The organism is Devosia sp. CN2-171, from assembly GCF_049354815.1.
Lineage (GTDB): Bacteria > Pseudomonadota > Alphaproteobacteria > Rhizobiales > Devosiaceae > Devosia_A.
The window spans coordinates 2,903,944-2,929,062 of the sequence record NZ_CP186479.1; the positions used below are offsets into that span (position 1 = coordinate 2,903,944).

At 65.9% G+C, this 25,119-nt stretch carries 22 protein-coding genes; 10 read left to right on the plus strand and 12 right to left on the minus strand.

From position 1 onward, the window contains the following. The first annotated feature begins 1 nt into the window (after position 1). The 4 genes from ACOYW5_RS14345 (at position 2) to murQ (ending at position 6,486) form a co-directional block, all read left to right on the plus strand. Positions 2–2,020: a beta-galactosidase trimerization domain-containing protein gene (locus ACOYW5_RS14345; RefSeq protein WP_423065567.1), complete on the plus strand. Its 2,019-nt coding sequence runs from the start codon at positions 2–4 to the stop codon at positions 2,018–2,020. Then, positions 2,017–3,081: a LacI family DNA-binding transcriptional regulator gene (locus tag ACOYW5_RS14350; protein WP_423065568.1), complete on the plus strand. Its 1,065-nt coding sequence runs from the start codon at positions 2,017–2,019 to the stop codon at positions 3,079–3,081. Before ACOYW5_RS14345 ends, ACOYW5_RS14350 begins: the two co-directional genes overlap by 4 nt. A 25-nt stretch (positions 3,082–3,106) precedes the next feature. Beyond that, on the plus strand, positions 3,107–5,431 hold the full coding sequence (locus ACOYW5_RS14355) for a glycosyl hydrolase family 95 catalytic domain-containing protein (RefSeq protein WP_423065569.1): 2,325 nt from the start codon (positions 3,107–3,109) through the stop codon (positions 5,429–5,431). 128 nt (positions 5,432–5,559) lie between these two features. After that, entirely contained in the window at positions 5,560–6,486 is a 927-nt protein-coding gene (gene murQ, locus ACOYW5_RS14360; RefSeq protein WP_423065570.1) for an N-acetylmuramic acid 6-phosphate etherase, read from the plus strand. A 106-nt stretch (positions 6,487–6,592) separates the two neighbouring features. Here murQ and ACOYW5_RS14365 read toward each other — a convergent pair whose 3' ends face one another. The 5 genes from ACOYW5_RS14365 to ACOYW5_RS14385 form a co-directional block, all read right to left on the minus strand. Further along, entirely contained in the window at positions 6,593–7,312 is a 720-nt protein-coding gene (locus ACOYW5_RS14365) for an outer membrane protein (protein WP_423065571.1), read from the minus strand. A gap of 82 nt (positions 7,313–7,394) precedes the next feature. Then, entirely contained in the window at positions 7,395–9,290 is a 1,896-nt protein-coding gene (locus ACOYW5_RS14370; protein ID WP_423065572.1) for an ABC transporter permease subunit, read from the minus strand. An 11-nt stretch (positions 9,291–9,301) separates the two neighbouring features. Continuing rightward, positions 9,302–10,675 (minus strand): N-acetylglucosamine/diacetylchitobiose ABC transporter substrate-binding protein, encoded by a 1,374-nt coding sequence (gene ngcE, locus ACOYW5_RS14375; RefSeq protein WP_423065573.1) that lies wholly within the window; start codon positions 10,673–10,675, stop codon positions 9,302–9,304. Between the two features lie 64 nt (positions 10,676–10,739). Next, on the minus strand, positions 10,740–11,489 hold the full coding sequence (locus ACOYW5_RS14380) for a sugar isomerase domain-containing protein (RefSeq protein ID WP_423065574.1): 750 nt from the start codon (positions 11,487–11,489) through the stop codon (positions 10,740–10,742). An 11-nt stretch (positions 11,490–11,500) separates the two neighbouring features. Further along, positions 11,501–12,439 carry a MurR/RpiR family transcriptional regulator gene (locus ACOYW5_RS14385; protein WP_423065575.1) on the minus strand — a complete coding sequence of 313 codons (939 nt, stop codon included), beginning with the start codon at positions 12,437–12,439 and terminating at the stop codon, positions 11,501–11,503. Positions 12,440–12,544: 105 nt separating this feature from the next. Here ACOYW5_RS14385 and ACOYW5_RS14390 point away from each other — a divergent pair, with 105 nt between their 5' ends. The 4 genes from ACOYW5_RS14390 (at position 12,545) to ACOYW5_RS14405 (ending at position 16,844) form a co-directional block, all read left to right on the plus strand. Then, the gene (locus ACOYW5_RS14390; RefSeq protein ID WP_423065576.1) at positions 12,545–13,546 is read left to right on the plus strand and encodes an N-acetylglucosamine kinase; all 1,002 of its coding nucleotides are present in this window, start codon (positions 12,545–12,547) and stop codon (positions 13,544–13,546) included. 111 nt (positions 13,547–13,657) lie between these two features. Then, on the plus strand, positions 13,658–14,518 hold the full coding sequence (locus ACOYW5_RS14395) for an aromatic ring-hydroxylating dioxygenase subunit alpha (RefSeq protein WP_423065577.1): 861 nt from the start codon (positions 13,658–13,660) through the stop codon (positions 14,516–14,518). After that, entirely contained in the window at positions 14,515–16,230 is a 1,716-nt protein-coding gene (locus ACOYW5_RS14400; RefSeq protein WP_423065578.1) for a Rieske 2Fe-2S domain-containing protein, read from the plus strand. Before ACOYW5_RS14395 ends, ACOYW5_RS14400 begins: the two co-directional genes overlap by 4 nt. Then, positions 16,230–16,844, plus strand: coding sequence for a glutathione S-transferase family protein (locus tag ACOYW5_RS14405; RefSeq protein WP_423065579.1), 615 nt, complete (start codon positions 16,230–16,232; stop codon positions 16,842–16,844). Before ACOYW5_RS14400 ends, ACOYW5_RS14405 begins: the two co-directional genes overlap by 1 nt. On the opposite strand, the gene ACOYW5_RS14410 is transcribed toward ACOYW5_RS14405, so the two are convergent. The 3 genes from ACOYW5_RS14410 to ACOYW5_RS14420 are packed head-to-tail and all read right to left on the minus strand — an operon-like array spanning position 16,841 to position 19,383. After that, positions 16,841–18,196, minus strand: a complete 1,356-nt coding sequence (locus ACOYW5_RS14410; RefSeq protein WP_423065580.1) for a sensor histidine kinase — start codon at positions 18,194–18,196, stop codon at positions 16,841–16,843. The genes ACOYW5_RS14405 and ACOYW5_RS14410 overlap by 4 nt on opposite strands. Beyond that, positions 18,193–18,858: a response regulator transcription factor gene (locus ACOYW5_RS14415; protein ID WP_423065581.1), complete on the minus strand. Its 666-nt coding sequence runs from the start codon at positions 18,856–18,858 to the stop codon at positions 18,193–18,195. Before ACOYW5_RS14415 ends, ACOYW5_RS14410 begins: the two co-directional genes overlap by 4 nt. Before the next feature lie 6 nt (positions 18,859–18,864). Continuing rightward, on the minus strand, positions 18,865–19,383 hold the full coding sequence (locus tag ACOYW5_RS14420) for a PepSY domain-containing protein (protein ID WP_423065582.1): 519 nt from the start codon (positions 19,381–19,383) through the stop codon (positions 18,865–18,867). A gap of 112 nt (positions 19,384–19,495) precedes the next feature. On the opposite strand from ACOYW5_RS14420, the gene ACOYW5_RS14425 reads away from it, so the two are divergent. Beyond that, positions 19,496–20,059 (plus strand): hypothetical protein, encoded by a 564-nt coding sequence (locus ACOYW5_RS14425; protein WP_423065583.1) that lies wholly within the window; start codon positions 19,496–19,498, stop codon positions 20,057–20,059. A gap of 120 nt (positions 20,060–20,179) precedes the next feature. Here ACOYW5_RS14425 and ACOYW5_RS14430 read toward each other — a convergent pair whose 3' ends face one another. After that, positions 20,180–20,833, minus strand: coding sequence for a biotin transporter BioY (locus ACOYW5_RS14430; protein WP_423065584.1), 654 nt, complete (start codon positions 20,831–20,833; stop codon positions 20,180–20,182). 87 nt (positions 20,834–20,920) lie between these two features. Here ACOYW5_RS14430 and ACOYW5_RS14435 point away from each other — a divergent pair, with 87 nt between their 5' ends. Beyond that, positions 20,921–21,823, plus strand: a complete 903-nt coding sequence (locus ACOYW5_RS14435) for an MBL fold metallo-hydrolase (RefSeq protein ID WP_423065585.1) — start codon at positions 20,921–20,923, stop codon at positions 21,821–21,823. A gap of 6 nt (positions 21,824–21,829) precedes the next feature. Here ACOYW5_RS14435 and ACOYW5_RS14440 read toward each other — a convergent pair whose 3' ends face one another. The 3 genes from ACOYW5_RS14440 to ACOYW5_RS14450 form a co-directional block, all read right to left on the minus strand. Next, on the minus strand, positions 21,830–22,648 hold the full coding sequence (locus ACOYW5_RS14440) for a DUF1499 domain-containing protein (protein ID WP_423065586.1): 819 nt from the start codon (positions 22,646–22,648) through the stop codon (positions 21,830–21,832). A gap of 92 nt (positions 22,649–22,740) precedes the next feature. Beyond that, complete coding sequence (locus ACOYW5_RS14445) at positions 22,741–23,877, minus strand: M48 family metallopeptidase (RefSeq protein WP_423065587.1); 1,137 nt, start codon at positions 23,875–23,877, stop codon at positions 22,741–22,743. Further along, positions 23,877–25,067, minus strand: a complete 1,191-nt coding sequence (locus ACOYW5_RS14450; protein ID WP_423065588.1) for a DUF898 family protein — start codon at positions 25,065–25,067, stop codon at positions 23,877–23,879. Before ACOYW5_RS14450 ends, ACOYW5_RS14445 begins: the two co-directional genes overlap by 1 nt. Positions 25,068–25,119: the final 52 nt, after the last annotated feature.

Consider the following 25,119-nt stretch of genomic DNA (forward strand, 5'->3'; position numbering starts at 1 on the left):
CATGCCCGCGACCAACAAGCCCATGCGCTATCGCCAGATCCATCTCGACTTCCACACTTCCGAGCACATCCCGGGGATCGGCGCGGCGTTCGACCCCGACGATTTCGTGGCGACGTTCAAGAAGGCGCATGTCAACTCGGTGACCATCTTCGCCAAATGCCATCACGGCTGGTCGTATTACCCCACCAAGGTCGGCGCGCCGCATCCGCAGCTCGCCCGGCCGGACCTCTTGGGTGACATGGTGACGGCGCTGAGTGCGGCCGATATCGACTGCCCGATCTACATCTCGGTACAGTGGGACGAGCGCAACGCCCGGCTGCATCCGGAGTGGCGGGTGCGCGCCGCGGTCAAGAGCCGCTTCGACCCCGATCAGCTGCAGGCGGGGTGGCATACGCTCTGCCTCAACCACAAAGCCTATCGCGACGAGCTGCTCGAGCATGCCCGCGAGGTGGCCCGCACCTACGAGACGCAGGGGCTGTTCTTCGACATCGTGCTCGCCACCGACTGCGTGTGCGCCGAATGCCTCGCCACGATGGAAGAGCATGGGCTCGACCCCGAAAAGCCGGCCGACCGGCTGAAGAACGACGAGTGGGTCAACGAGCGGTTCCGCTCCGAGATGAGCGCGGCGCTGCGGGCGGAATTCCCGGGGCTGCGAATCTTCTACAATTGTGGGCACATCCATAAGCAGGGGCCGCAGCGTTTCACGCCCTATACCCACCTCGAACTCGAGAGCCTGCCGACCGGCGGCTGGGGCTATGACCACTTCCCCTCGAGCGCCCGGTATGCGGCGACTCTGGGCTTCGACTTCGTCGCCCATACGGGCAAGTTCCACACCAGCTGGGGCGAGTTCGGCGGCTTCAAGCATCCCGATGCGCTGGAGTTCGAAGCGGCGCAGATGGTGGCGCTGGGGTCCAAGTGCCTGGTGGGTGACCAGTTGCACCCCGATGGGGCGATCAACCCCGATACCTATGCGTCGATCGCTCCGGCCTACGCGCGGATCGAAAAGCTCGAGCCGTTCCTCGAAGGGGCGCGGCAGGTGTCCGATGTCGCCATCCTGACGGCGGAGTATTTCCACCATGCCGGCGACCGCAACAATGGCGGCGACGATGGCGCCGCGCAGATGCTGCAGGAACTGAAGTTGCCGTTCGACGTCATCGACCCGAGCGCGGTGTTCGAGAACTACAAGCTCCTGATCCTACCCGATGAGATCCCGGTCGATGGAGGCCTTGCGGCACGCCTCAAGGCCTTCACCGCACAGGGCGGCAAGCTGTTGCTCAGCGGCACGTCGGGGCTCAATGCCGATGGCAGCTTTGCGGTCGATGCCGGCATCCGGTCCAACGGCCCCGTGGCGTTCAACCCGTCCTACGCACGGGCGCGGCGCGATCTCGACGCGGATGTCACGGAGTCACCGTTCGTCATGTATGGCGTGGGGCAGGCGATCGTGGCGCAAGGAGCCGAGGTGCTGGCAGAAATTGGACCATCCTATTTCAACCGCAGCTACAAGCATTTCAGCTCGCACCAGCATGCCCCCGACGATCCGAACGCGGCTGGGCTCGGCGCGGCGGTGACGGTCAAGGGTGGGGTCGGCTATGTGGCCTATCCGATCTTCGCGATGTACCACGACATGGGCCAGCCGCTATACAAGTACGTGGTCCGCGGCCTCATCGACCGGCTGCTGCCGAGCCGGGCGATCGTCACCGATCTGCCGTCATCGGCGCGTGCGACGCTGACCCAGCAGGCCGCGCAGAAGCGGCACATTCTCCACCTGCTCTATGGCGCGCCGCAGATCCGCGGCAAGGCAGTGCCGGCCGGCAACGGCGTGCGGGTCATGGAAATGATTGAGGATATCCCGACGCTCGGACCGCTCACCGCCAGCGTGCGCTTGCCGCGAACGCCAAGCCGCGTCTATGACGCGCTGACGGGGGAAGACGTGCCGTTCACCAATGGTGGCGACCGCGTTGAGGTGCGGCTCCCGAGCCTTCGCATCCACTCCGCGCTGGTCTTCGAGGGAACGGTTTGAGCGACAGCGACGACAGCGATGATGGCGCCGGGCGCCGGCGGCAACCCACGATAGTGGAGGTTGCCGACCGCGCCGGCGTCGCCATCGGCACCGTCTCGCGCTACCTCAACGGCCACCCTGTCCGACGCAGCAACCGCGATCAGATCGAACAGGCCATCGGCGAGCTCGGCTATAGGCGCAATGCCATTGCGGCCGCGATGAAGGGTGACCTGACCAACACGGTGGGTTTCCTCGTCCCCTCGATCAGCGAATTCCACGCGGCCGTGCTCGACAAACTCAGCCACGAGATGCGGCGAGCCGGCAGGGCGCTCATCACCTACAGTCACGCCGCCGAGCCCCGGTCGGTATCCGAGGCGCTCGACTTCTTTGCCGCCCACCGTGTCGATTGCCTTGTCATGGATGGCCGCCGGGACGTGGACGATCGTATCAACGAACTGATCTCGAGCGGCACTCCGGTCGTATTCTACGACAACGGCTGGCCCGGGCTGCCGGTGGACCGCGTGATCGTCGAAAACCGCGCCTCGAGCTTCCGTGCGGTCACCCACCTGTTGGATATCGGTCATACCCGTATCGCCGTGCTGACTGGCAACATCGAGGATTGGAACGGCCGCGAGCGGTTCGAGGGTTACCGACAGGCCATGCTCGGTCGAGGGATCGACCTCAACCCCGACTACATCCTCGATACCCACTGGAACGAGGCCCAGGCGCATTCTGGCGTCCTGAAACTCTTGTCTCTCGCCGAGCCGCCGACCGCCCTCTTCTGCTGCAACTACAACATGGGGATCGGCGCGCTGCGGCTGCTGCGTGAACGCGGCCTGAGGGTCCCGGACGACATCTCGCTGATCAGCTTCGACGATGTCCCCCTGTTCCAGCTGAGTGGCATCACGGCGATCGCTCAGCCGGTCGAGGAGATCGCCGAAACCATTGCCAGTATTGTCGCCTTACGCCTGTCCGAGCGGGGTGTCAGCCACGAACCCCATACGATCACGCTCAACTGCAACATAATCCTGCGCGGTTCGACCCGGCGCCTCCTGACCCCCAGCACCCTCGCCTCGCACTGAGGCACTTACTTCCGGAACGGTTCTCATGCCTCGTTACTGCCTTGACCTCGATACGCCGGCCGGCGGCTTCATCGACAGCTTCCTCATCGGCAATGGCTGGCTCGGCGCGACGATCGCGGGAGGCATCGGTACCGAGCGCTTCGACCTCAATCTCGATACGGTGTGGTCCGGCGGGCCGCTGCAGCCCGAAGTCGACGAGGGCCCATCTCGCCTGATCCCTGAGCTGCGTGAGGCGATCCGCCGGCGCGACTACCTCAGGGCCGACGAGCTGGGGCGGGCGCTGCAGGGCAAGACCTGGACGCAGTCCTACCAGCCGCTGGGCGCCATCGAACTCACCTATGCCGATGGGGGCGATACCACCGGCTACACCCGCCGCCTCGATCTTGCCGAGGCCGTGGCCAGCAGCAGCTATGGCACTGTTCGGCTCGACAGCTTCGTCTCCAATCCGGATGGTGTGCTGGTGGCGACCGCCACGGGGGATGGAGTGCTCACGCTCGACAGCGTGGGCCTCACGTTCGCTTCGCCGCACCCCGATACGCACATTTCGCTGTCCGAAGAGCATGGCATCAGGTGGCTGGTGGCCACTGCCCGGGTCCCTGTGCATGTGCTTCCCAACTACGTCGAGGAAGAGAATCCGATTCGCTACGACGCGGCCGCGCCTGCGGCTGATGGCACCGTCTCCGCCGGCATGGGTTATGCCGTTGTCGTCGCTCTGCAGCGTGACGCCGAAACCGGCGGCCTCCAACTCATCTGCTCGGCGGCCTCGGGTTATCGCGGCCACGATCAGCGCCCCACTACCGATTTCACCGCCCTCGTTCAGGAGGCCCAGGCCAGAGTCGCGGCGGCGCTGGAGGTCGGCACGAACCAACTCCGGCTGCGGCACCGCACCGACTACAAGGGCTTCTTCGACCGCGTCGACCTGGACCTGAGCGCGTCCGGTCCGGCGGCGGAACGGGCTGAGCTGCTGTTCCATTTCGGCCGCTACCTGATGATCGCGAGCTCCCGGCCGGCCACGGAAGCGAGCAACCTCCAGGGCATCTGGAACGTCGATGTGCGCCCTGCCTGGTCGAGCAACTACACGATCAATATCAACACCCAGATGAACTACTGGCCGGCCGAGGCGACGGGGCTCGCCGACCTGCACGAGCCAATGTTCAAGCTCACCCGCGAGCTGGCCGAGGCAGGCGCCGTCACCGCCCGCCGCTATTATGGCGCGGCCGGCGCAACGGCCCACCACAATGCGGACCTCTGGCGCTTCACCGCACCGGTTCCCGGCATCCCGCAGTGGTCGAACTGGCCGGCGGGCCTCTACTGGATGGCGGCGCACCTGCAACACCATATCGACCATGGCGGTGGGGCCGAAGAGCTCAAGACGGAGACGGCCCTCCCGGTCTTCCGTGCCGCGACCGAGTTCGCTCTCGACATGCTGGTCGACGACGGCGCCGGCAGCCTGGTCGCAAGCCCCTCAACCTCGCCTGAGCACAGCTTCGTGGTCGATGGCGTCGATGTCGCCATCACCGCCGGCACAGCAATGGATCAGGAGCTGATCCGCGAAACCCTTGCAAGCTTCGTCGGGCTCGCCGACCCCTCCGATCCGCTCGCTGGCCGGGCGCGTGATGCGCTGGCGCGGCTGCGTCTCCCGGTCATGGGCCCGACCGGCAACCTGCTCGAATGGGATGACGACAAGACCCCGGCCGAGCTGGGACATCGGCACCTCTCCCACCTCTACGGCCTCTATCCGGGCATCCGCATCACCGAAGCCGGCACGCCGGAGACCTTCGAGGCGGTCCGCCGCGCCCTCTATCTCCGCCTCGACAACGGCACCGGCTATACCGGCTGGAGCCAGGCCTGGGTCCTCTGCCTCGCTGCACGCCTGCGCGACAGCGCCCTGGCCGAGCGCTCGATCGGCGGCCTTCTCGACCACCTGACCTCGCGTGCGCTGCTGGTGCTGCACCCACATAGCGGCTGGCCGGGTGGCAATGTCTTCCAGATCGACGGCAATTTCGGCGCCGTGGCCGGGCTGACCGAGCTGGTCGTCCAGAGTCACGAGGGCGCGATCAGCCTGCTGAAAACTCTTCCCGCCAGCTGGGCCAGTGGCCGCATCGCGAATATCCGCTGCCGCGGCGGCCACCGGGCCACTCTCACCTGGCGCGACGGAGCCCTCGCCTCTGCCACGATCGTAGCAGGGCGAGAAGGCGAGCTGGTCGTCGAGTTGCCGGATGGTGCTATCACCGTAGCAGGTCCATCCGGCCCGGTTGCCACACGCCCAGCGACAAGCGGCGTGCCCGGCCGTCGCCGTATCGCGTGGCACGCCAGTGCCGCTGCCAGCTACACCATGAGCTCCATCTAGTCGTCGCCGCATCGGCGATTACGTTGGACTTTGTGGTAGCCTCGACGTCGCTCTTTGTGGCACATCCCCGGCATCTCGCCGATCACGGAGCGTCAGTTTCCGGGGCCGGATAGTCCGGAGACTTGCGCATGGCTAGCGCCGACCAGCACCTCATCCTGTCCGACCTGCAGCAGTTGATCTCCGAAGGCCGCAATCCGGCCAGCATGGATATCGATCTCAAGCCGGCGGCCGAGATCGTCGCGCTGATTAATGCCGAGGACCGGGCGGTGCCCGAGGCAGTTGGCAAGGTGCTGCCGCAGGTGGCGGCGGCAGTCGAAAAGATCGTGACGGCATTCGAGGCCGGCGGCCGGCTCATCTATATCGGAGCCGGCACCAGCGGGCGGCTGGGCGTGCTCGATGCGTCGGAATGCCCACCGACCTATGGCGTGCCGCCGACCATGGTGGTCGGCATCATCGCCGGCGGACCCGGCGCGCTGCTCAATGCCGTCGAAGGCGCCGAGGATGACGTGGCGCAGGGCGCCGCAGATCTCGCGAAGATCGCGGTCGGCGCCAATGACGTCGTCGTCGGCATCGCGGTCAGCGGGCGCACGCCCTATGTGATCGGCGCGCTCGAGCATGCCGCCAGGGTCGGCGCCGCAACGGTGGCGCTCACCTGCAACCCGGATTCACCGATCGCCCGCATGGCGGAAATCTCCATCGCCCCGGTGGTCGGCCCAGAAGTCGTGACCGGCTCGACGCGGATGAAGTCGGGGACGGCGCAGAAGCTCGTGCTCAACATGCTGTCGACGGCGAGCATGGTCCGCATCGGCAAGACATATCAGAACCTGATGGTCGACATGCAGGCGACCAACAAGAAGCTGGTGGCCCGGGCCGTACGCGTCGTCATGCAGGCAACCGACTGCAGCGCCGAGGCCGCCGAAGCGGCGCTCATCGAGGCCGGCAACGATATGAAGCTGGCGATCCTCATCCTCCTCACCGGCCAGCGTGTGGAAGATGCGCGCGCTGCCCTCGCCAGGGCCGGCGGGCACTTGCGCAAAGCGCTGCCAAACAAATAGGGCGCCTCTCTCGGGACGCCCCATAATTTCGTTCCGGTCGTCGGCCCTATTCGAGCGGGCCTGCGAGACCGGGTCGGTCAGCTGGCGACTGGCCAGGCCGACCCGCCTAGAACCTGTATGCGATGCCTAAGGTTAGAGTGTGGGTTGTGAAAGCAACCTCTCCTTCGTCGGCAAGACCGACGACGTAGCCGAGTGCGCCGTAGTCCGTATAGCGATACTCGGCTCGGCCGATCCAGTTTTCGTCGAATGCATGCTCGATGCCGGCACCCAGGGTCCAGCCCAAGAGCGTATCCTCGGCCACTCCACTGAGTGAACTGATGGTGACCTGGGCATGCGTCGCCGCAACGCCGCCGGCGACATAGAACAGCCAGTCTTCGCTGGCGACACCTGCCCTGCCACGTACTGCGGCGGTCCAATCCAGTTGAGTTTCCATTACCTCGTCTGCAGTGTTCTCGCCGCTTCCGGACACCAGTACGTACGAGACGTCCGCATCGAGGCCGAGAACGAAACCATCGAACTGGCCGTTCCAGCCGCCATAGATCCCGAGGCTGCCCCCACCGAGGTCGTTGGCGCCCACTGAAGCGAGAGGAGCTGGCGGGAAGCTGTCCTCGAAGGTGCCCGAGACGAGGCCGGTCTGGGCGCCCAGATAAAATCCGCTCCAATCGTGGACCGCGGCCTCGATGGCCGGTTCGTCCAGGACAAGGTCTGCGGCGTGCGTGCTGACTGTCGAAACGGCAACAAGTGTTACTGCAATATAAAGCCTATTCATTAGGATCCCCAGTTTAACGATATGATTTCCTAATTCCGGCATGGTTAACGACTGCATAACGTGCGTTCAGATCCCCGGCCAACAACAAATAGGGCGCCCCTCTCGGGACGCCCCATAGTTTCGTTCCAGTTGGTCCGGCCTACTTCAGCAGGCCCTGCGAGACCGAGCCCTGCAATTGCCGCTGGAAGATGATGTAGGTGACGAGCACCGGCAGCACGGTGATCACCACGGCGGCGAACAGCGCACCGAAATTCACCGCATAGCCGGCCTGCGAGGCGAAGGACGCCATGCCCTGGCTGAGCACATAGTTGGCGGTGTTGGTGTTGAGCGCGATCGGCAGCAGGAACTGGTTCCAGAGGCCGAGGAAGTTGAAGATCGCGACCGATGCCATGCCCGGCGTCGCCATGGGCAGCATGATGGTGAAGAAGATGCGCCACGGGCCGGCGCCATCGATCATCGCCGCTTCGGCCACCTCCTGCGGCAGCGTCCGGAAGAACGAGTAGAGGAAGAACACCGTGAACGGCAGCGCGAACGCCACGTAGGTGATGATCAGGCCGGGGAACGTGTTGAGGAGCCCGAAGCCGCGCAGCGTCTGGAACAGTGGCACAACGGCGAGGAAGACCGGGAAGGTCAGGCCAGCGAGCATCAGGTAGTAGATGATCCGGCTGCCCTTGAACTCGTAGCGCGCCAGGTAGTAGGCGCACATAGAGCCGAGCAGCATGACGATGACGAGCGAGAAGCCGACGACGATCACGGTGTTGAAGAAATAACTGCCGATCGACGCCGTGGTCCAGGCTGACACGTAGTTGTCGAAGTTGAAGCTGGTGGGCAGCGTGAACGGCGAGCCGAAGATCTGCTGGGTCGTCTTGAACGAGCTCATCAGCACCCACAACAGCGGCGCGCAGATGACGACCACCCAGCCGATCAGCGCAACGTGCGAGATCGTCGCGACGGTCTTGTCAGTCCAGATGGTCTTCCTGGGCGCCGGATGCTCGTACTGGGTGACGGGCTTGGCCACGGGCTTGGGGACAGGAGCCGCACGAACCAATGGCGCCGGCGCGGTGGTTACCGGTCCCGATTTGGCGGGACGACCGGTCCACCAGAAGATGAAGAACACCAGCGCGGCAAAAACAAGCGTGATGATCGCCAGCGTTGCACCCATCGAGGTCGCGTAGCCGAACTTGCCCTTCTTGAAGGCGGTGTTCAGCAGGTGCTGGCTGATCACGACGGTGGAGTTGGCCGGTCCGCCCGACGGGTTCAGCGCCTGCATGTAGACGAAGGCGTCGAGGGCGAGGATGCCGAGATAGACATACGCCGTGCGGATGTTGTCGCGGATCATCGGCACGGTGATCGAGATGGCGGTGCGGAAACGCCCCGCCCCATCGACGCGCGCCGCCTCGTATGTTTCGGCCGGAATGCCTTTGATCGCGGCGATGAACAGCACCATGTAGAAGCCAACCATCGACCAGGCGATGACGAAGATCGACGCGCCCATGGCGGTGCGCTCGTCGCCGAGCCAGGCGAATGACTTGAAGAAATCGAATCCCAGCGCCGTCAGGATGCCGTTCAGCAAGCCGCTCGACGGGTCGTACATCTGCGCCCAGAGGATGCCGATGACGATGGCCGGTACGGTGTAGGGGAAGAAGGAGATAACCCGGTAGATGCCGGAATGCTTGAGACCCTGGATTTCTCCCTGGGTCGCCCCGCCGATGGTCACCAGCGTCGCCAGTGTCACCGAGAGGATAATGACTAGCGGTGGCAGGACCACCACCAGCACGATCGAATTGTACACGGCCTTGGTGAAGACCGGGTCAGTGAGCAAGGTCACGTAATTGGCCAGGCCCACGAAGTTCATCGTCTTCGAGAAGCCTGACCAATCCGTCATGGAGTAATAGAAGGCCTGCACGAATGGCGAGATCACGAAGATCACGTAGATCGCCAGAGGGAGCCCGAGGAACACCAGCGCGAAGCTGGCGTTGTCGAAGCTCGGCAATTTCCACCGGCGGGTCGTCGTCGTGGCCGGTGCCCTCGCCATCGTGCTGTCCATTACTTTACTTCGACTTTCGTGACCGAGGGATCGTTGTAGACGGCGCTGGTGATCGCCTCGAGCGCAGCGGTGAAGGCCGCCACATCGAGCTTGCCGTCAAGGAAGCTGTTCCAGACGACGAGTTCGTCCTGGTTCGTGCCGTAGAGGTCGAACGAGTTCCAGGTGAACACGTCGGCGCCGGCTTCGGCCAAGAGCTTGCTCTGCGAGACAAGTGCGGTCGAGCCGAAACCGTCGGCGGGAACAGTGTCCTTGACGATGGTCGGAGCAAGCTTGGTCTTGGCGAAGTTGGTCGCCGCTTCCTTCGACAGCATCGTGCGGAGCAGTTCCTTGCCGCCGGCGAGGTTAAGCGCGCCGAGCGGGATGATGAACGGCTCGCCGGCAGTGGCGTGCAGGGCGGTCTTGGGGAGCTTGTCGTTCGCGTCGATCGACAGTTCCGCCATACCGGTCATGCGGAAGCCTTCCTTGGTGGCCGGCTTCATTTCGTTCTCGATCCACGAGCCCGAGGGGTAGAGCAGGAACGACTGGTCGTTCGACCACTGCGCCTGGGCAGCGGTGAACTGGGTACCGGCACCACCCGGCTTCATCATGCCGCCCTGGATGATCTCATAGAGGGCGGTGAAGACGGCCTGGAACGACGGATGCGACCAGAAGCCCGGGGTGAAGTTGTCGACAGCGAGACGCACCTCGTCGCCGCCCGCCTTGATCGCCGAGGCGACTGCGGTGGTGCGGTAGTAGGTGGCGGCTTCCTTGCCCCAACCGAAGAGGTAGAGGCCCTTTTCCTTGGCGACCTTGCCGAGCTCGATGGCTTCGGCCCAGGTGGTCGGCGGAGTCCAGCCATTGTCTTCGAACAGCTGAGCCGAGTACCAGATGCCGTAGACGGTCATCACGTAGTTTAGCGCGATGAACTTGTCGCCGAACGTGCCGGGCTTTTCGACGCCACCCACGAGAGTGTCGCGAATCTTGACGCCTTCGAGGCTCGGGGCGTCGAGCACCGAGTTCATGTCTTCGAGCTGGTCGATGATGGCCGAGAAGCCGATCGCCTGCGCGCCCGAGTTGTCGATCAGGTCCGGCGGGTTGCCGCCGAGGAAGCGCGGCTGCAGTTCCTGGGCGATCTGGGTCGACGGCGACACCTTTACGGTGACGGTCGGGTGGTTCTTCTGCAGGAGGTTGGCGGCGAATTCGACATAGTCGATGCCGTAACCACCGTTGAAGATCACCGCGTCAACGGTCGAGCCGTCGGCGAGGCTGAACGGATTGGCAGCGTCCTGCGCGAGAGCGCTGGTCGAGCCAAGCAGGCCCGCGAACGGCGAAGCCGCTACGAGAGCCGTGGTGCCGCGCAGGAATGTGCGGCGATCCATGGATTTGAAACCCATTTTATTCCCTTCCCTTGTCCAAGTTCTAGTCGTTAGGCCTCACGTCGGGCAGAGCCGCATCCGATCAGGATTCCCCGCGGATCCGCTCGCCGTAAAGATCTTCGAGGGCGCGGTTGTGCTCGTCGCCCCCGGGAATGTTTGCAGAGATGTAGAGCGGCGGCGTCTTGCCGCGGCGTAGAAGTTCTTCAGCTACACCGATGGTGATGCGCTGGGCGATGAACGCCGCGGTGATCGAGGACACAGCGCCCACACCGAAACCGCCTTCCAGTTTGAGGGTACTGTCGCCGAAGGGCGCCAGGTTGTCGATGGCGATGTCTGCCACCTCCATGAGCCGCTTGCCGCTCGGGTGCTTGGGGGTGACCTTCAGCGTGTGATCGAAACTCGTTACCGCGATCACCTTGTGGCCGCGGGCCTTGGCGGCGAGCGCCAGGCCGACGATCGAGCCGTTGACGCCCGAGTTCGAGGCGATCATGAAAATGTCGTTGGGCTGGATGTCGTAGAGCGACAGCAGGTTCTCGGCGACGTCGGGGTCGCGTTCGAGCGCCGCGCCGCCGAGGTCCGAGATGGTCTTGCCACCGCGTAGCACGAGGGCGCGCAGCGGAATGCGGTTGGCGGCGATCAGGCCGCCCGCACGCCCGGCGATCTCCATGGCGAAGGCCTCCGAGTGGCCCGTACCGAAAGCCTGCACCACGCCGCCCGCTGCGACAGCATCGGTCACGGCAGTGATCGCGGCCTCGATCGGCCCTTTTTCGGTGCCGAGGCGCTGGATGCGCGTCGTGACTTCGGAGAGAAACTGGGCGGTCAGGTCGGTCATAATCAACTCGGTCAGGTGGACAAGGTGGCCGACGCGCGACGCGCCGGCTGGGTGAGCGTGGCGCCACGCAACGGACGGCGGCGGGGCGCCACGGCGGCGCCGGAAGCGGCGAGGAGCCGCGTCGTGCGGTCGAAATTCGACTGCGCGATGAGGAGGTAGAGCAGGTCGACCACGAACAGCTGGCAGTGCCGGGCCGAGAGGTCCGCCGGCTGCAGGTAGGCATTGGGCGAGGCGGCGATCAGCACGTCGTCGGCGAGCTTGGCCAGCGGTGAATCCGGGTTGCCGGTGATGGCGACGGTGTACGCGCCCGAGGCCTTGGCTACCGTCAGCATCTGGATCGTCTCTTCGGTGCGGCCGGTATTAGAAATGCCGATCGCCACGCAGGATTTGTCCAGGATGGCCGCGCTGGTGAGGCCGTTATGCACCTCGGCCCAGGTGTGAACGTTGATGCCGATGCGATAGAGCCGCGCCTCGGTCTCGAGCGCGGTCAGCGCGCTGCCGCCGACGCCATAGACATCGAGGTGGCGCGACTGGACGATGGCCCCGGCGACCCGCAGGGCGGTCGGCATGTCGAGCAGGCCCGCCGTGGTCTGCAGCGACGTGATGTGCGTGTTGAGCAGCGTATTCTTGATCTCTTCGGGCGGATCGTGCGGGCCGAACGAGCGGCCGATATCGGCGATCCAGGCGGCCTGCCCGCCACCACGACCCACATCCTCGGCGATGCCGACGCGCAGCTGCGAATAGCCGGCATAGCCGAGCATGCGGCAGAAGCGGGTGACGCTGGCGGCCGACGTTCCAGCGCGCTCGGCCAGTTCGGTGATCGAAAGATTGAGCGGCGCCCGCGGATCGTCCATCAACACTGCAGCGAGTTTGGCCATCGTGGGCGGCATCTGGGACTTGAAAGTCCCGATCCGATCCTGAACGCTGAACGTCTTTGCGAGGGCTGTCATCTGTGCTAGGGGCCGGTCCTGAAAATGTCTCTCAAGAAGTCCGTCGTGTTGTGAAAACAATTCTTATCGAGCAAGTCTGGTGCTGGCAAGCGGGTGTATGACGGAATGATCACAGCTTTGCTGGCCATCGACGTGGGTGGTTCGACCTCGCGCGCGACGCTGGTCGACATGGCGGGCAATTGCCTCGGCCAGGGCAGGAACCGCGGCGGCAACCCTGGCTCCAATCCACCCGCTGAGGCAGCAGCGGCGATTATCGCCGCGGCCCAGGCTGCCGCGGCGGCGGCCGGTGGGCCGCTCGACATCAAGGTGGCGCTGCTCGCCATCGCGGGCCCGCGCAACGCCGAAATGCAGCGGCGGCTTGACGAGGCTTTCCGCGCGATGGGGCTGAGCGGACCGCTGGTCTTCGATGGCGACACCAATGCGATGCTGCCCTCGGTCACGGCGGCGCTCGATGGCTATTGCATCTTTGCCGGCACAGGCTCGGGGGCGGTGCGGGTCCGCATTGGCGAGATCGAAGCCGTCGCCGATGCCGCGGGCTATCTCGTGGGCGATCTCGGCTCGGGCTACTGGCTCGGCCACCATGCTGCGATCGCCGTCACGGCGGCGCTCGAGGGTCGCGGACCCAAGACCGCGCTGACCAGGGCAGTGCTCGATACGCTGGGCATCCCGATCACCGATGATCGCGCCTTCGATGGCCGGCCGGCGCCGCTGCGGCTGTTCATCGACGCCATCTACAAGATGCGGCCGATCGAGCTGGCGAAGTTCGCGCCACTGGTAATCGCCAACCGCGAAGACCCGATCGCGGCTGCGCTGCTGGCGCAATCGGAGCGTTATCTGCTCGATGACTTCCGCCTGATCTTCGATCCGGCCATGCGTGGCCCAGTCGTGCTCGGCGGCAGTGTCGCTGCCCATCTCACCGGCCTGCCCACCGCAATCGCCGAGGTCCTGAGTGCGGCCGGCCACGAGCCGGACATCCGCCTCACCGGCGATCCCTCGGTCGGCGCCGCGGTCCTGGCCCTGCGCCACCAGGGTGTTACGGTCGACGACGCCATGCTCAAGCACATCGCCGCATCAATGGCGGCGCGGGCAACGAAGGTCTCGGCATAATGAGACTGCGCCCCGGTGTCAGAGCTGCCATGCCGCAGACGGGACTTGCCCTCACCCGCCTGACAATTGCACGTTGCACGGGCGGCAAATCCGGCCGCCGGGAACTCTCATTTGCCCAAGCGACCATCAGAGGTCATCGCCAATAACTGGCACGTCATTTCTGCCGGCGAGGACATTGCGACCGGCACCGTCCGCGCCACCCGCCTGTTCGAGGAACCGCTCGAATACACCCGCGCCGACGACGGTATCCGCGTCTGGCGCCGCGGTAAGCCGCAGGCGCCGCTGCCGGTACTCGAGCGCTACGGTTTCGTCTGGACCAGCCTCGGCACGCCGCCGGACGATCTCTTCGCCATCCCCGAATATGCCGAGGCCGACCGGTTCAACATCTGCGCCGGCTCGATCGGGGTGAACGTCTCCGCCCCGCGCGCCATCGAGAATTTCCTCGACATGGGGCACTTCCCCTATGTCCACACCGGCATCCTCGGCGATGAACCGCATACCGAAGTGAAGGAGTACGACGTCGAAGTCTCCGACGCGCGCGACGAAATCCTCGCCACGCGCTGCCGCTTCTTCCAGCCGATGGCGGCGCTCAGCGCCGGAGGCGGCATGGAGGTCGAATATGTCTATCGCGTCCCGCACCCCTATTGCTCGGTGCTGTACAAATCCTGCCCCACCGACGCGACCCGCATGGACGTGATCGCCATCTTCTGCCAGCCGACCAGCGAGGAAACGATCCGCGCCCACCTGCTGCTGTCGATGATCGACGAGGTGAATACCCTCGCCGGCATGCGCCGCTTTCAGCAGACCATCTTCGGGCAGGACAAGCCGATCCTCGAGAACCAATATCCCAAGAAGCTGCCGCTGGATCCCCGAGCCGAAACCCCGATCCGGGCCGACAAATCCGCCATCGCCTATCGCCGCTGGCTCTCCAACAAAGGCGTCGATTACGGCGTGATCCCTGCTACCGCATGAGCATCGAAACCCTCTTCGCCGGCCACTGGCACCCGATCGCGGCGAGCGACGACCTGCCGTTCCGCCACGTCTTCCACGGCCAGCTGCTCGGGCGCGAACTCGCCGTCTGGCGGGCCGACGACGGCAACGTCAATGTCTGGGAGAACCGTTGTCTCCACCGCGGCGTCCGGCTTTCCATCGGCATCAACGAGGGCGCCGAGCTCAAGTGCCAGTATCACGGCTGGCGCTACGCCAACCGCTCGGCCGGCTGCACCTATATTCCCGCCCACCCGGCCGATGCCCCGGCCCGCCGCATCACCAATCGCACCTATCCGATGATCGAGCGCCACGGCCTCGTCTGGACCGCGCTCGGCGATGCGACGGAATTCGACGGCGTGATGCCGGACGGCGAGTGGTCGCCGCTGCGCCCGATCCCGGTCAATGCGACGCCGGGAATGGTGCTCAGCGCCGTCACCGCCGCGCGCGTGTCCGGTAGCCCGGTAAAGGCGCTGCCACCGCTCGGGGCGGTGCTCGAACTGGTCGGCGCCGGCGAGCCGGCCGCCTTCCTTTTCCAGCCGCTCGACTCGGCCCGCGCCGTCATTCGCGGCCTGATCCGCGGCGCCGCCGATCTCGACCGGGTCCGCCACTTCAACGCCCTGCTCTCCGACCTCCGCACAAGCATCGAAGCCAATGTGATCCCGGCGGAGCTGCCCGAGCCGATCGTCCCGGTCTACACGCCGGTCTCGGTCGAGCTCGCGACCATGCCCGATATCACCATCGGCCGGCAAGCGACGCAGAGGGTGCGGGTCGCGCGCAAATGGCAGGCGGGCACCGATGTCACCGGCCTCGAACTCGCGGCGCTCTCGGGTCACCTGCCGACCTTCCAGCCGGGCGCCCATATCGACCTGCATCTACCCAACGGCCTCGTGCGCCAGTACTCGATCACCAACGGCCCGGGCGAACTCCTGAGCTACACTATCGCGGTGAAGCGCGAGCCGGATTCGCGCGGCGGCTCGCTCGCCATCACCGACACGCTGCGGGTCGGGGATGTGCTGGCCGTCTCCGAGCCGCGCAACAATTTCCCGCTGCGCCGCGACGCGACCCGCACCGTACTGATCGCCGGCGGCATCGGCGTGACGCCGCTGCTCTCGATGGCGCGAACGCTGAAGCGCTCGAACCTCAACTTCGAGTTCCACGTCTTCGCCCGTTCGCGCGAGCATGTGCCGCTCCCCGATGAGTTGAAGGCGCTGGGCGAGAACGTCACCATCCATCTCGGCCGCGGCCCGGCGGAAACTACAGCCGATGTCACACGGCTGCTCGGCGCACCGGCGCGGGCGCAGCATCTCTACGTCTGCGGCCCCGGCCCGATGCTCGAAACTGTCCGCTCGCTCGCTACCGCGCTCGGCTGGCCCGACGAAGCGGTGCATTTCGAGTATTTCAAGAACGCGCACGAGATCGACAAGAGCACCTCGTTCACGGTCGAGCTGGCGCGCTCGGCCCTGAGCCTCACCGTGCCCGCCGGCAAGTCGATCCTCGAGGTGATGCGCGAAAATGGCATCGAAGCACCGTCCTCGTGCGAACAGGGCGCCTGCGGCACCTGTTTGACCCGCGTCCTCGAAGGCGTGCCCGATCACCAGGACGTCTATCTCAACGACACCGAGCGTCACTCGAACGCCGCCATGCTCACCTGCGTGTCGCGCGCCAAGTCCGGCCGGCTGGTGCTCGACATCTGATGCAGCTCTACGATTTCGAACTCAGCGCCGACTGCTACAAGCTGCGCTTGATGCTATCCATCCTCGGTCACCGCTACGACGTCGTCGCGGTGGATGTGTTCCCGGGGCGCGAACACGAAGGCGCGGCGTTCCGCGCGCTCAGCCCCAACGGCACTGTGCCGGTGCTCGACATCGACGGTACGCGCTACACCGATCCGGAGGTGACGCTGGCGCACCTCGCGGCGACGTTCGGCGAGCGGACTTGGCTCGAGGCACCCGAGCTCGACAGCTGGCTGGCGACAGCCAAGCGGCTTGGCGCTAGCGCCGGCAACGCCCGCCTCGCCGTCAATTTCGGCTACGACCACGATCTCGCCGCGCTGCAGCACGCCGCCCATGCCGAGCTTCGCCGCATCGACGAGCATCTGTGGTTCGGGGAACGCGAAAACCGCAACTGGCTGGCGGCCAGCCACCCAACCATCGCCGACATCGCCTGCTTCCCCGATATCGCGCTCTGCGAAGAAGGCGGCATCTCGCGGCAGGACTACCCGGCGGTGCGCCGATGGCTCGACCGGGTGAAACGGATCCCTGGGTTCATGACCATGTCGGGTGTGTTCCCGACGGCGCCGGCCCTCTAGGCCAGCGGCAACCGCACGATCACTTCGAGCCCGCCTTCTTCGGCCCGCGCAAAATGCATGGTGCCCGCGTTGAGCGCCACGACCTCCAGCGCGATCGCCAGTCCCAGCCCCGAGCCACGCCGGCTCTCGTCGTGGCGTTGCCCGCGCACCCCGAGCCGGCCGATCTGATCTTCGGTGAGCCCCGGTCCATCGTCGGCGACGCGCAACTCGGCCGTCGCGTCATTGGCGCGCCCGGTGATGGTCACGCGCGATTTGCCCCACTTGGCCGCATTCTCCAGCACCACGCCGACAAGCTCCATCAGGTCGTGCGGGTCGATGTCGACCTTCAACCCCGGCGCGAGCTTGGCTTGCCAGTCGAGCTCTTCGCCCTCCTGGGTGCGGCGAAGCACCGCGATGGTGCGGTTCACCGTGTCGTTGAGCGAGGCCGAGAGCTGGTGGGTCGGGGTGCGCATGCGCAGTCGCGACAGGCGGAGCTGGTATTCAACCCGATCGTCCATCTCGCCGACGATCTCGTCGATCTCGGCACCGGCATTGGCGTCGCGGGTTTCCTTCATGTCGGCAGCGAGGTTGCGCAGCACAGACAGCGGCGTCTTCAGCCCATGCGCCAGGTCGGCGGCGCGGGCGCGGGCGAACTCCATCGATTTCTGCTGCTGGGTTAGCAGCTCGTTGACCTCGCCGACCAGCGGCAGCACTTCTGTCGGGTAGGTCGTCGGCAGCATCTGCGCCTCGCCGCGCCGCACGGCGCCGATGCCCTGCCGCAGCGTGCCGAGCGGCCGCAGCCCCATCTGCACCTGCAGCCAGGCGGCGAGGATCAGCGCCAGGCCGAGAAAAGCCAGCGCCAGCACGAGTTCGCCGCCGAACTGCCGGATCGATTCGTCGAGCAGCCCGCGATCCTCGGCCAGCGTCACGCGAAACCGTCTCTGCGTGTCATCGGAATTGAAGGTCACCTCGCGCACCATGGCCGAGAGCGCCTGGTCGGCCGGTCCGGGCAAGGTGGAGAAACGCTCGACCCCTCCCGGCGCCGTGGCGCTGGCGGTCTCGAGCACATGGTCGAACAGCGACCGCGAGCGCCAGTTGCTGCCGTCGGCCAGCGCCTCGATCTGCCAATAGGCGCCGGACATCGGCGTCTCGTAGCGCGGGTCAGGCAGTGGATCAGTCCGGACCGGGGCGGCGGCAACCGGGTCGATCTGGGCCACCAGCCGGTTGAGGCTCGCCGTCAGCCCGGCGCGCATCGAGCGCTCGACATTGGCGGTGAACATCCAGCCGATGGCGAGGCCGGCGACCACTAGCGCAAGTACGATCCACAGCGCCGCGCCGCCGAGCAGCCGAAGGCGCAGTGAGCGGCGGTTCATTCCTCGAGTGTGCCCATGTAATAGCCGAAGCCGCGGCGGGTCTTGATGATGTCGTTGCCCAGGCGCTTCCGCACCCGGCCGACCAGCACCTCGATCGAATTGGATTCGCGCTCGAAATCCTGGGCGTAGAGATGCTCGGTGATCTCGATCTGCGACACCACCCGGCCGCGCTGATGCGCGAGGTAAGCGAAGAGCTTGTATTCGGTGGGGCTCAGGGTGATCGGCACGCCGTCGCGGCTCACCTGCATGGCACGGGTATCGAGCACCAGGTCGTCGACATCGATGCGTGAGGAAGCAAAGCCGCTCGAACGGCGGACGATGGCGCGGATGCGGGCCACCACCTCCTCGACGCGGAAGGGTTTTACGACGTAGTCGTCGGCCCCGGCCTCGATACCCTCGACCCGCTCTTCCCAATGGCCGCGCGCGGTGAGGATCAGCACCGGGCCGGTGCGGCCGGCCTTGCGCCAGCGCTTCAGGATGGTGAGGCCGTCGAGCGTCGGGAGGCCGAGGTCGAGGATGATAGCGTCGAATTCCTCGGTGTCGCCGCGGTGCCAGACGTCCTCGCCGTCCGACTCAACCTCGGCGACGAAGCCCGCCGCCTTCAGTGCGGCAGCCAGCGCTTCGGCTATGCGTCGGTCGTCTTCGGCAACGAGGATCCGCATGGCTGATCAGTTCGTCTCCACCGGCAGGCCGGAGCGAGCATAGAAGTAGAGCTCGCTCACGTCACCAGCCCTGCCCAGTACCTTCAACTCGTAAAGCAGTACGTCCTGCACGGCGATCAGCTGGGCGTCGATGACGTCGCCATCGATCAGCAGCTTGGCGCGGAGCAGGATGTCTTCGAGCGGCAGGGCACGCCCGTTCTTGACCGCAGCCGACGCCGCCTGCTGGCCGAGTGCCAGGCCATCGGGCGCCAGGTCGAGCCCGGAAACGCCGTCGTCGGTCCCGCCGAGGTCGACATCGACCCCCAGACCGTCATCGCCACCGACACCGAGATCGACATCGAGCCCGTCGTCGCCGCCGACATTCACATCCACGTCGATCCCGCTATCGCTGCCCACGTCGACATCGACACTGCCGAGCCCGCCGAGGTCGAGCCCCAGTCCCTGCGCACTGGCGGGCCCAGCCAGCCCCAGCAGGACGGCAGTGGCAAGAGCAAGCAGCAGGTGATTCGGCACCGCACGGAACATAGGCGGCTCTGTAGCGGCGGAGAGCTTACCGATCGCTGACAACGACCTCACGAGGGTGTCAGGCAGCGACCGCCAGACTCCGATTCGCATGATCCCAGAAGGAGCCAGAGTCATGAAAGCAAACACACTCGCCGCAGCGCTCGCCTGCTTCGCCGCCATGTCGGCGCCAGTCCTTGCCCTCGACATCGGACTGGGCGCCTCGGTCGGCGGAGGCGCGTCCGCTTCGACGGGCGGAGCGAGCAGCTTGTCCGTCGGCCTCAACGCCTCGGCGAATGCCGGTCTCGGCCTTGATGGCCTCGATTCAACTGCCGCTACCAATACCACGTCAGCCGCCCTCTCCGCCAACGCCTCCGGGGCTGCGTCCTTAACAGGCGGTGACGACCTCTCGCAGGTCATCGCGCTGATCGACGCAAGCGTCTGGACCGAACTCAGCCTCGCCGGCGCCTCGACCGAGGGCGCCACCGTCTACGACGTTGCGGCATGGCTCGATGCCGGCACCGCAACCTCGCTCGATGCCGCGCTCGCCGCCAATGCCGGCGAGATCGCGGACCTCCATGCCGCGATCGCGGCCAATGCGTCGCTCGAGAGCTGGCTCGAAGCCAACAACGCGACGGCAGCCGACGTAGTCGCGATAGGCGTCGCTGCCGACGGATCGCTCGCGGTGTTCACGAACTAAGAACCAGCAAATCACCGCAACTCGGCGCGGCCATCGCCCCTGGCCGCGTCGATCTTGCGGCAAAGCGAAAGGGCCGGTCAGTGACCGGCCCTTTCTGCATTTCAGGATGCCAGAAGCGTATCAGGCGGCTTTGTCGCCCTTGGGCAGCAGCTTCCAGACGCCGACGACGCTGAGCGCGGCGAAAGCCATCTTCAGCACGTCCCACAGCAGGAACGGAGCGACCGCGCCGTTCCAGGCAGTGCCGATCAGGTTGCCGGCATCGAGCCAGCTCGGCAGCGCCGCGCCCGACTGGGTGATGATGTTGGCAACCACCAGCAGCCAGGTGAAGCCGAAGGCGAACAGCACGGCATCGCCGACCAGCATGGCAAGGAACAGCAGGGCCGGACGGCCCGAAGCGCCGAGGTCAGCGGCGCGGCCGATGATGTAGGCCATCGGCAGGTAGCCGACGATGAAGCCGAAGGACGGGCGCATGACATATTCGAAGCCGCCGTAGGGAGGCGAGGCGAAGAACGGCAGGCCGACGAGGCCCTGGACGATGTAGAGCGCCACCGTGGCGACGCCGATGCGCCAGCCAAAGCCGGCGGCAAGCGCCGCGACCGCGAGGGTCGTGAGGTTGATGGCCACCGGCTCGAGCGGCACGCTGGTGCGGGCCGCGAGGGCCAGGACGAACGAGCCGAGGACGACCGTGACCAGATTTGCCACGAGACGTGCCGACTGCGACTTGGGCGAAAGCACGCCGAGAACGGTGTTCGGCGTGGTGAGCGTCAAGGCCATTGCCAATCCTTCAACAAGAGCAGATTTTCCAGCGCCTTTAGTAGTCGCTCCCCCGGGAGAGCGCAATGGCCGGGACGGGTGCCAGCGTTGCAGTTCAACACCGAGTTCGAGGCCGAAACGGGCCGTCCCGTGGCAGTCGCGCATGGCACGATGCGGGTGACGGCGCCGAACGCCGGACCCTACACCTTCAAGGGCACCAACAGTTTCATCGTCGGCACCGATTCGGTCGCCGTACTCGATCCCGGCCCCGATTCAGACGCGCATCTTGAAGCGCTCATCGCCGCGATCGGCGGGCGGCATGTCGAAGCGATCATTGTTACCCACACCCATCTCGATCATTCGGCGCTCGTGCCGAAACTCAAGGCCGCGGTCCGCGCCCCGGTCTGGTCGGGCGGTCCGCACCGCCTCAGCCGCCCGCGGCGCCAGTTCGAGCGCAACCCGGTTGGTCGCGAGAGCGATTGGCAGCACCGCCCGAACCGGGTGCTGCAGGATGGCGAACAGATCACCGTGGGAGGCGTGGCGCTCGAGGCGATCGCGACGCCCGGCCACTGCGCCAACCACCTCGCCTTCGGCCTTCTCGGCACGCCGTGGCTGCTCACCGGCGACCACATCATGGGCTGGAACTCGACCCTCGTCGCCGTGCCCGACGGCTCGATGGCGGATTATCTCCATTCGCTCGAGAAGGTGATCGGGCTCGGCTATTCGAGCTACCTGCCGGCGCATGGCGCGGCCATTGCCGACGGCCCTGACTATGCCCGAGCCCTCCTGGCGCACCGGCAGGAGCGCAACCGGCAGGTGGTCGCAGCCGTCGAGGCCGGAGCTCGCCGGATCGGCGAGCTGCTGACGACGATCTATCCCAGGCTCGATCCGCTGCTGCGCGGCGCGGCCGCCATGACGCTCAAGGCGCATGTCGAATATCTCGCCGATCGCGGCCTGATCCGCGCCGATCACGGCGTACTCGGCACACGTATCTCTCCAGCGAGCAGATAAGGCGGGCTACTCCGCCTCATCCTCTTCTGTCGCCGGTGCCGGCGGCGCTTCGGTATCGGTCGGAGCGGGTGCCTGCGGTGCGTCGCGCAGGGTGAGGGTGATCTTTTCGTCGAGCGCGAGCAGAAATTCCTCGATACGCCGGCCGTTCTCACCGAAATCATGAAACCGGACCAGCGGCACCGATCGCATGTCGATGGTCGAGCCCTGCGCCGTGCCGGCGACGCGGATCGCCACCTCGTCGCGCCAGCCGATAAGGCTCATGGCGATGGCGTTGATGGTTCCGGTGTCGAGCGCAGTCGGCGGCGCGCGCCGGACCCGGACATCCCAGCCGCGGGCATCGACCAGGTTCTCGACAATGGCGAACATCTCGGTCGCATCTACCGGGTAGGAGCGGGTCCGCGCATTGGGGAAGGTCTCGGCGATCTTGTCGCGCATGGCGGCACTGGTCGGCGCCACCTGGGCATCGCTGGTCAGCGCGAGTGGAACCGCGATGTCGGTCGTCACTTCGTTGACCATGGGGTAGTGCAGCGCCTGGTAGCCGAACCAACCGAAGGGCGCGAGGCAGATGAGACCGAACAGCAGCCCGGAAACTGCGCGGCCCCAGCCGCGGTCGCCGGTCATCCAGAGCCTCGCGAAGGCACCGAGCGCCAGCAGCACGGCCAACGCCGCGATGGCGGCGGCCACAGCCTCGATGACGGCGAAATCGGACGACGACACCAGCTGCTCGCGGTGCAGCAGTATCGGGATGATGGTCATGGGCAGCGCGAGGCTGCCCAACCGCCGGGCCCAGATCGCCCATTTCGAGGTCCGGATGAGAATACGCATCGCCGCCGCAGGGAAAAACTGACGCCTACCGATAAACACGCCGCACCGCCCGATGCAAAGGGCTGACGGAGAAAACTGTTAGCTGGAGTGCGTCAGGGGTCCAGGCGCTCGGTCGGGCGAGCCGGATCGCACATGGTCTTGATCGCCTGCCACTCGTCGGGGCTGAACACTTGCCGGCCGGCAGGCGCCGGTGGCGCGGCCTCGAGCGCGGCGCGCCGGTCGGCGGTCAGCGGGTGGGACGAGAAGATCTGCAGCATCTGGCTGGCGTGACTGTCGCCCGCGACCCGCTCGAGCAGGTCGGCCAGCGCGGCGGGGTTGAAGCCCATGCGCTGCCCCGCCGCCGCGGCGAACTGGTCGGCCTGCCGCTCCGCATCGCGGGAGAAGCGAGTATCGATCAGCGCCGCGCCGAGGCCGCCGGCAACCGAGAGGCCGGTAAGATCGCCTAGGACGAAGCCGACGAGGAGGCCGGTGGCGGAACTCTCGATCAGGCCCTCGAGGCCGTGGCGGTGATAGACGTGGCCCAGCTCGTGCGCCATCACGCCGGCAAACTCGTCGGCGCTCTCGGTCTGCGCCAGGAGAGCCGAGAAATAGTAGCTCGACCCGCCCGGCAGGGCGAAGGCGTTGGGGATGTCCGAGTACACCACCTGGATGTCCGGCGCGAAGGGTGAGCCCGTCCCTTCCATGACTTCGGTTGCAAACGAACGGATGGCCCGGCTGGCGAGGCTGTCCGGATCGGTGTCGCAGCGGATCGCGATCCCGTCGAAGCCAACGATCTGGTCGATCTGCTGGCGCGCTGTCTCGCCGAGATCGGCTTCCCATTGCGCCGGCACCAGCGGCACGATGTTGCGCGCCAGCAGCGGCACGCCGAAAATGTAGGCGACAATCACCGAGACCAGCGCGCCGGTGGCGAGCCCGATGAGGCGCAACTGCTCGCCCTGGTCGGCGCGCTGCCGCTTGACGAGATCGGGCAGCAGCTTTCGCACCGCCGTGACGAGACCGTCGCCGCTCATGATCAGGCGGGCGCCGTAGGGCCGGCTGGTGGCGCCGAGGCGCAGTTCCCCCGGCCGCGCCGCCACCTCGAATATTTCGGCGAGCGGCCAGCCGTCGAGCTGTACGCCATCGGGCGCCGCTATCATCAGCTGCGGGTCGGTGTCGCGGCCAATGGCAAAGGTGACATTGTGTGGTGCGGCGGTGTGTCCGTCGTAGTAACGGGCCATGGGCAGCTGCATCAGAACGCCCCCACGTTGAGGGCATCGGCGAGACCCTCGCCGACCAGCGCCGTATCCTCGCCAGTGGCATGGACACTCTCGAGACTCTGAAGCCCGGTGATGGTGGTGCCGCGGGCCACCGCCTTCCAGAAGCCGAAATCGATGATCGCTTCAACGAGCAGCGAGAAGGCGCCGAAGCCGAGCAGATACCCGCCAACGACGATCGCCGCCCCGCCCCAGCCGGTAAAGGCGAGCGAGCGCAGGTCGCCGACCGCCATTTCGCCTGTCTCGCGATAGTAGGCGACGAAAATTGCTGTTGCGATTGCAATGCCGACAACGAGCAGCAACAGCAGCAAACTGCCCAGACCGAAATACTGGCCGAACAGCGTTCGGAACTTTATCCGGGTCGCAACAGCTGCCTCGCCGAGCCGGATTGACGAGAACATCCGGCTCGCCTCGCGGGCGCGCCAGTAGGGAGTGGCGAGACCAATGAAGGTCAGGAGTGCCAGCGGCGCGAACTGGATCACTATGTCACCAGCACCGCCGTTTGTCGCCACTAGGATCATCAGCAAAATCAGGGCCACGATCGTCGCATAGGCCCGGTAAAACGGCCCCGCCACGGTCTTCCAGGTCCCGACAAAGCTCATCTGCCGGTCGCCGAACCAGGTGTGGCTGTAGCGATAGCGCCAGAGGTTCGCCGACATGAAGGGGTAGGCGAGCCCGAGCGTCACGATGACGAGAAGGCTCCACAGGAAGCGGCGCGTGGCATAGGCCAGCGCGCTCCCCTTCTGGTCGAAGCGGATGCCGCGCCACAGCGTCCGCGACAGGCGGAAATCACGGCCGCGATACTGGGCATAACCGATGAAGAACCAGAACAACGCGGTCAGCACCGCGTAGCCGATGACAGTGACGATGCCGGCCTGCGTCGAGAGGACGAAGAAGCCCACATAGACCGGCAGGAAGAAGGCCAGCGCGAAGAGGAACCCCAACAGCAATTGCCGCGCGCTGCCGGTGTATTCAAGCGCATCGCCGCCGATGGTCGTATTCTGCCAGTAGTAGCGGCGCTTGTTCGTCGTCAGCCAGAAGCGGTAGACGCCGAGCGTCGGCACCATCAAGAGGTAGCCCTTGAGCAGCAGGCGCAGGAATTCTGCGCGCTTGCCACGAAACACCACCGCTTCGTGACTTTGGGTTTCGCCCCACGGTCCGTCCATAGCCTGCTCCGAGCCCCGCCTATGTTGTTGCAGGGGCCCGATGATTTGGCAA

Excerpts from the sequence above, each read along its gene's own strand:
- ACOYW5_RS14345 (WP_423065567.1), top strand. The coding sequence starts at position 2 with ATGCCCGCGACCAACAAGCCCATGCGCTATCGCCAGATCCATCTCGAC.
- ACOYW5_RS14385 (WP_423065575.1), bottom strand. The coding sequence starts at position 12,439 with ATGACAGCCCTCGCAAAGACGTTCAGCGTTCAGGATCGGATCGGGACT.
- ACOYW5_RS14380 (WP_423065574.1), bottom strand. The coding sequence starts at position 11,489 with ATGACCGACCTGACCGCCCAGTTTCTCTCCGAAGTCACGACGCGCATC.
- ACOYW5_RS14410 (WP_423065580.1), bottom strand. The coding sequence starts at position 18,196 with ATGAACCGCCGCTCACTGCGCCTTCGGCTGCTCGGCGGCGCGGCGCTG.
- murQ (WP_423065570.1), top strand. The coding sequence starts at position 5,560 with ATGGCTAGCGCCGACCAGCACCTCATCCTGTCCGACCTGCAGCAGTTG.
- ACOYW5_RS14400 (WP_423065578.1), top strand. The coding sequence starts at position 14,515 with ATGAGCATCGAAACCCTCTTCGCCGGCCACTGGCACCCGATCGCGGCG.
- ngcE (WP_423065573.1), bottom strand. The coding sequence starts at position 10,675 with ATGGGTTTCAAATCCATGGATCGCCGCACATTCCTGCGCGGCACCACG.
- ACOYW5_RS14370 (WP_423065572.1), bottom strand. The coding sequence starts at position 9,290 with ATGGCGAGGGCACCGGCCACGACGACGACCCGCCGGTGGAAATTGCCG.
- ACOYW5_RS14365 (WP_423065571.1), bottom strand. The coding sequence starts at position 7,312 with ATGCAGTCGTTAACCATGCCGGAATTAGGAAATCATATCGTTAAACTG.
- ACOYW5_RS14405 (WP_423065579.1), top strand. The coding sequence starts at position 16,230 with ATGCAGCTCTACGATTTCGAACTCAGCGCCGACTGCTACAAGCTGCGC.
- ACOYW5_RS14355 (WP_423065569.1), top strand. The coding sequence starts at position 3,107 with ATGCCTCGTTACTGCCTTGACCTCGATACGCCGGCCGGCGGCTTCATC.
- ACOYW5_RS14425 (WP_423065583.1), top strand. The coding sequence starts at position 19,496 with ATGAAAGCAAACACACTCGCCGCAGCGCTCGCCTGCTTCGCCGCCATG.
- ACOYW5_RS14450 (WP_423065588.1), bottom strand. The coding sequence starts at position 25,067 with ATGGACGGACCGTGGGGCGAAACCCAAAGTCACGAAGCGGTGGTGTTT.
- ACOYW5_RS14445 (WP_423065587.1), bottom strand. The coding sequence starts at position 23,877 with ATGCAGCTGCCCATGGCCCGTTACTACGACGGACACACCGCCGCACCA.
- ACOYW5_RS14420 (WP_423065582.1), bottom strand. The coding sequence starts at position 19,383 with ATGTTCCGTGCGGTGCCGAATCACCTGCTGCTTGCTCTTGCCACTGCC.
- ACOYW5_RS14415 (WP_423065581.1), bottom strand. The coding sequence starts at position 18,858 with ATGCGGATCCTCGTTGCCGAAGACGACCGACGCATAGCCGAAGCGCTG.
- ACOYW5_RS14440 (WP_423065586.1), bottom strand. The coding sequence starts at position 22,648 with ATGCGTATTCTCATCCGGACCTCGAAATGGGCGATCTGGGCCCGGCGG.
- ACOYW5_RS14430 (WP_423065584.1), bottom strand. The coding sequence starts at position 20,833 with ATGGCCTTGACGCTCACCACGCCGAACACCGTTCTCGGCGTGCTTTCG.
- ACOYW5_RS14390 (WP_423065576.1), top strand. The coding sequence starts at position 12,545 with ATGATCACAGCTTTGCTGGCCATCGACGTGGGTGGTTCGACCTCGCGC.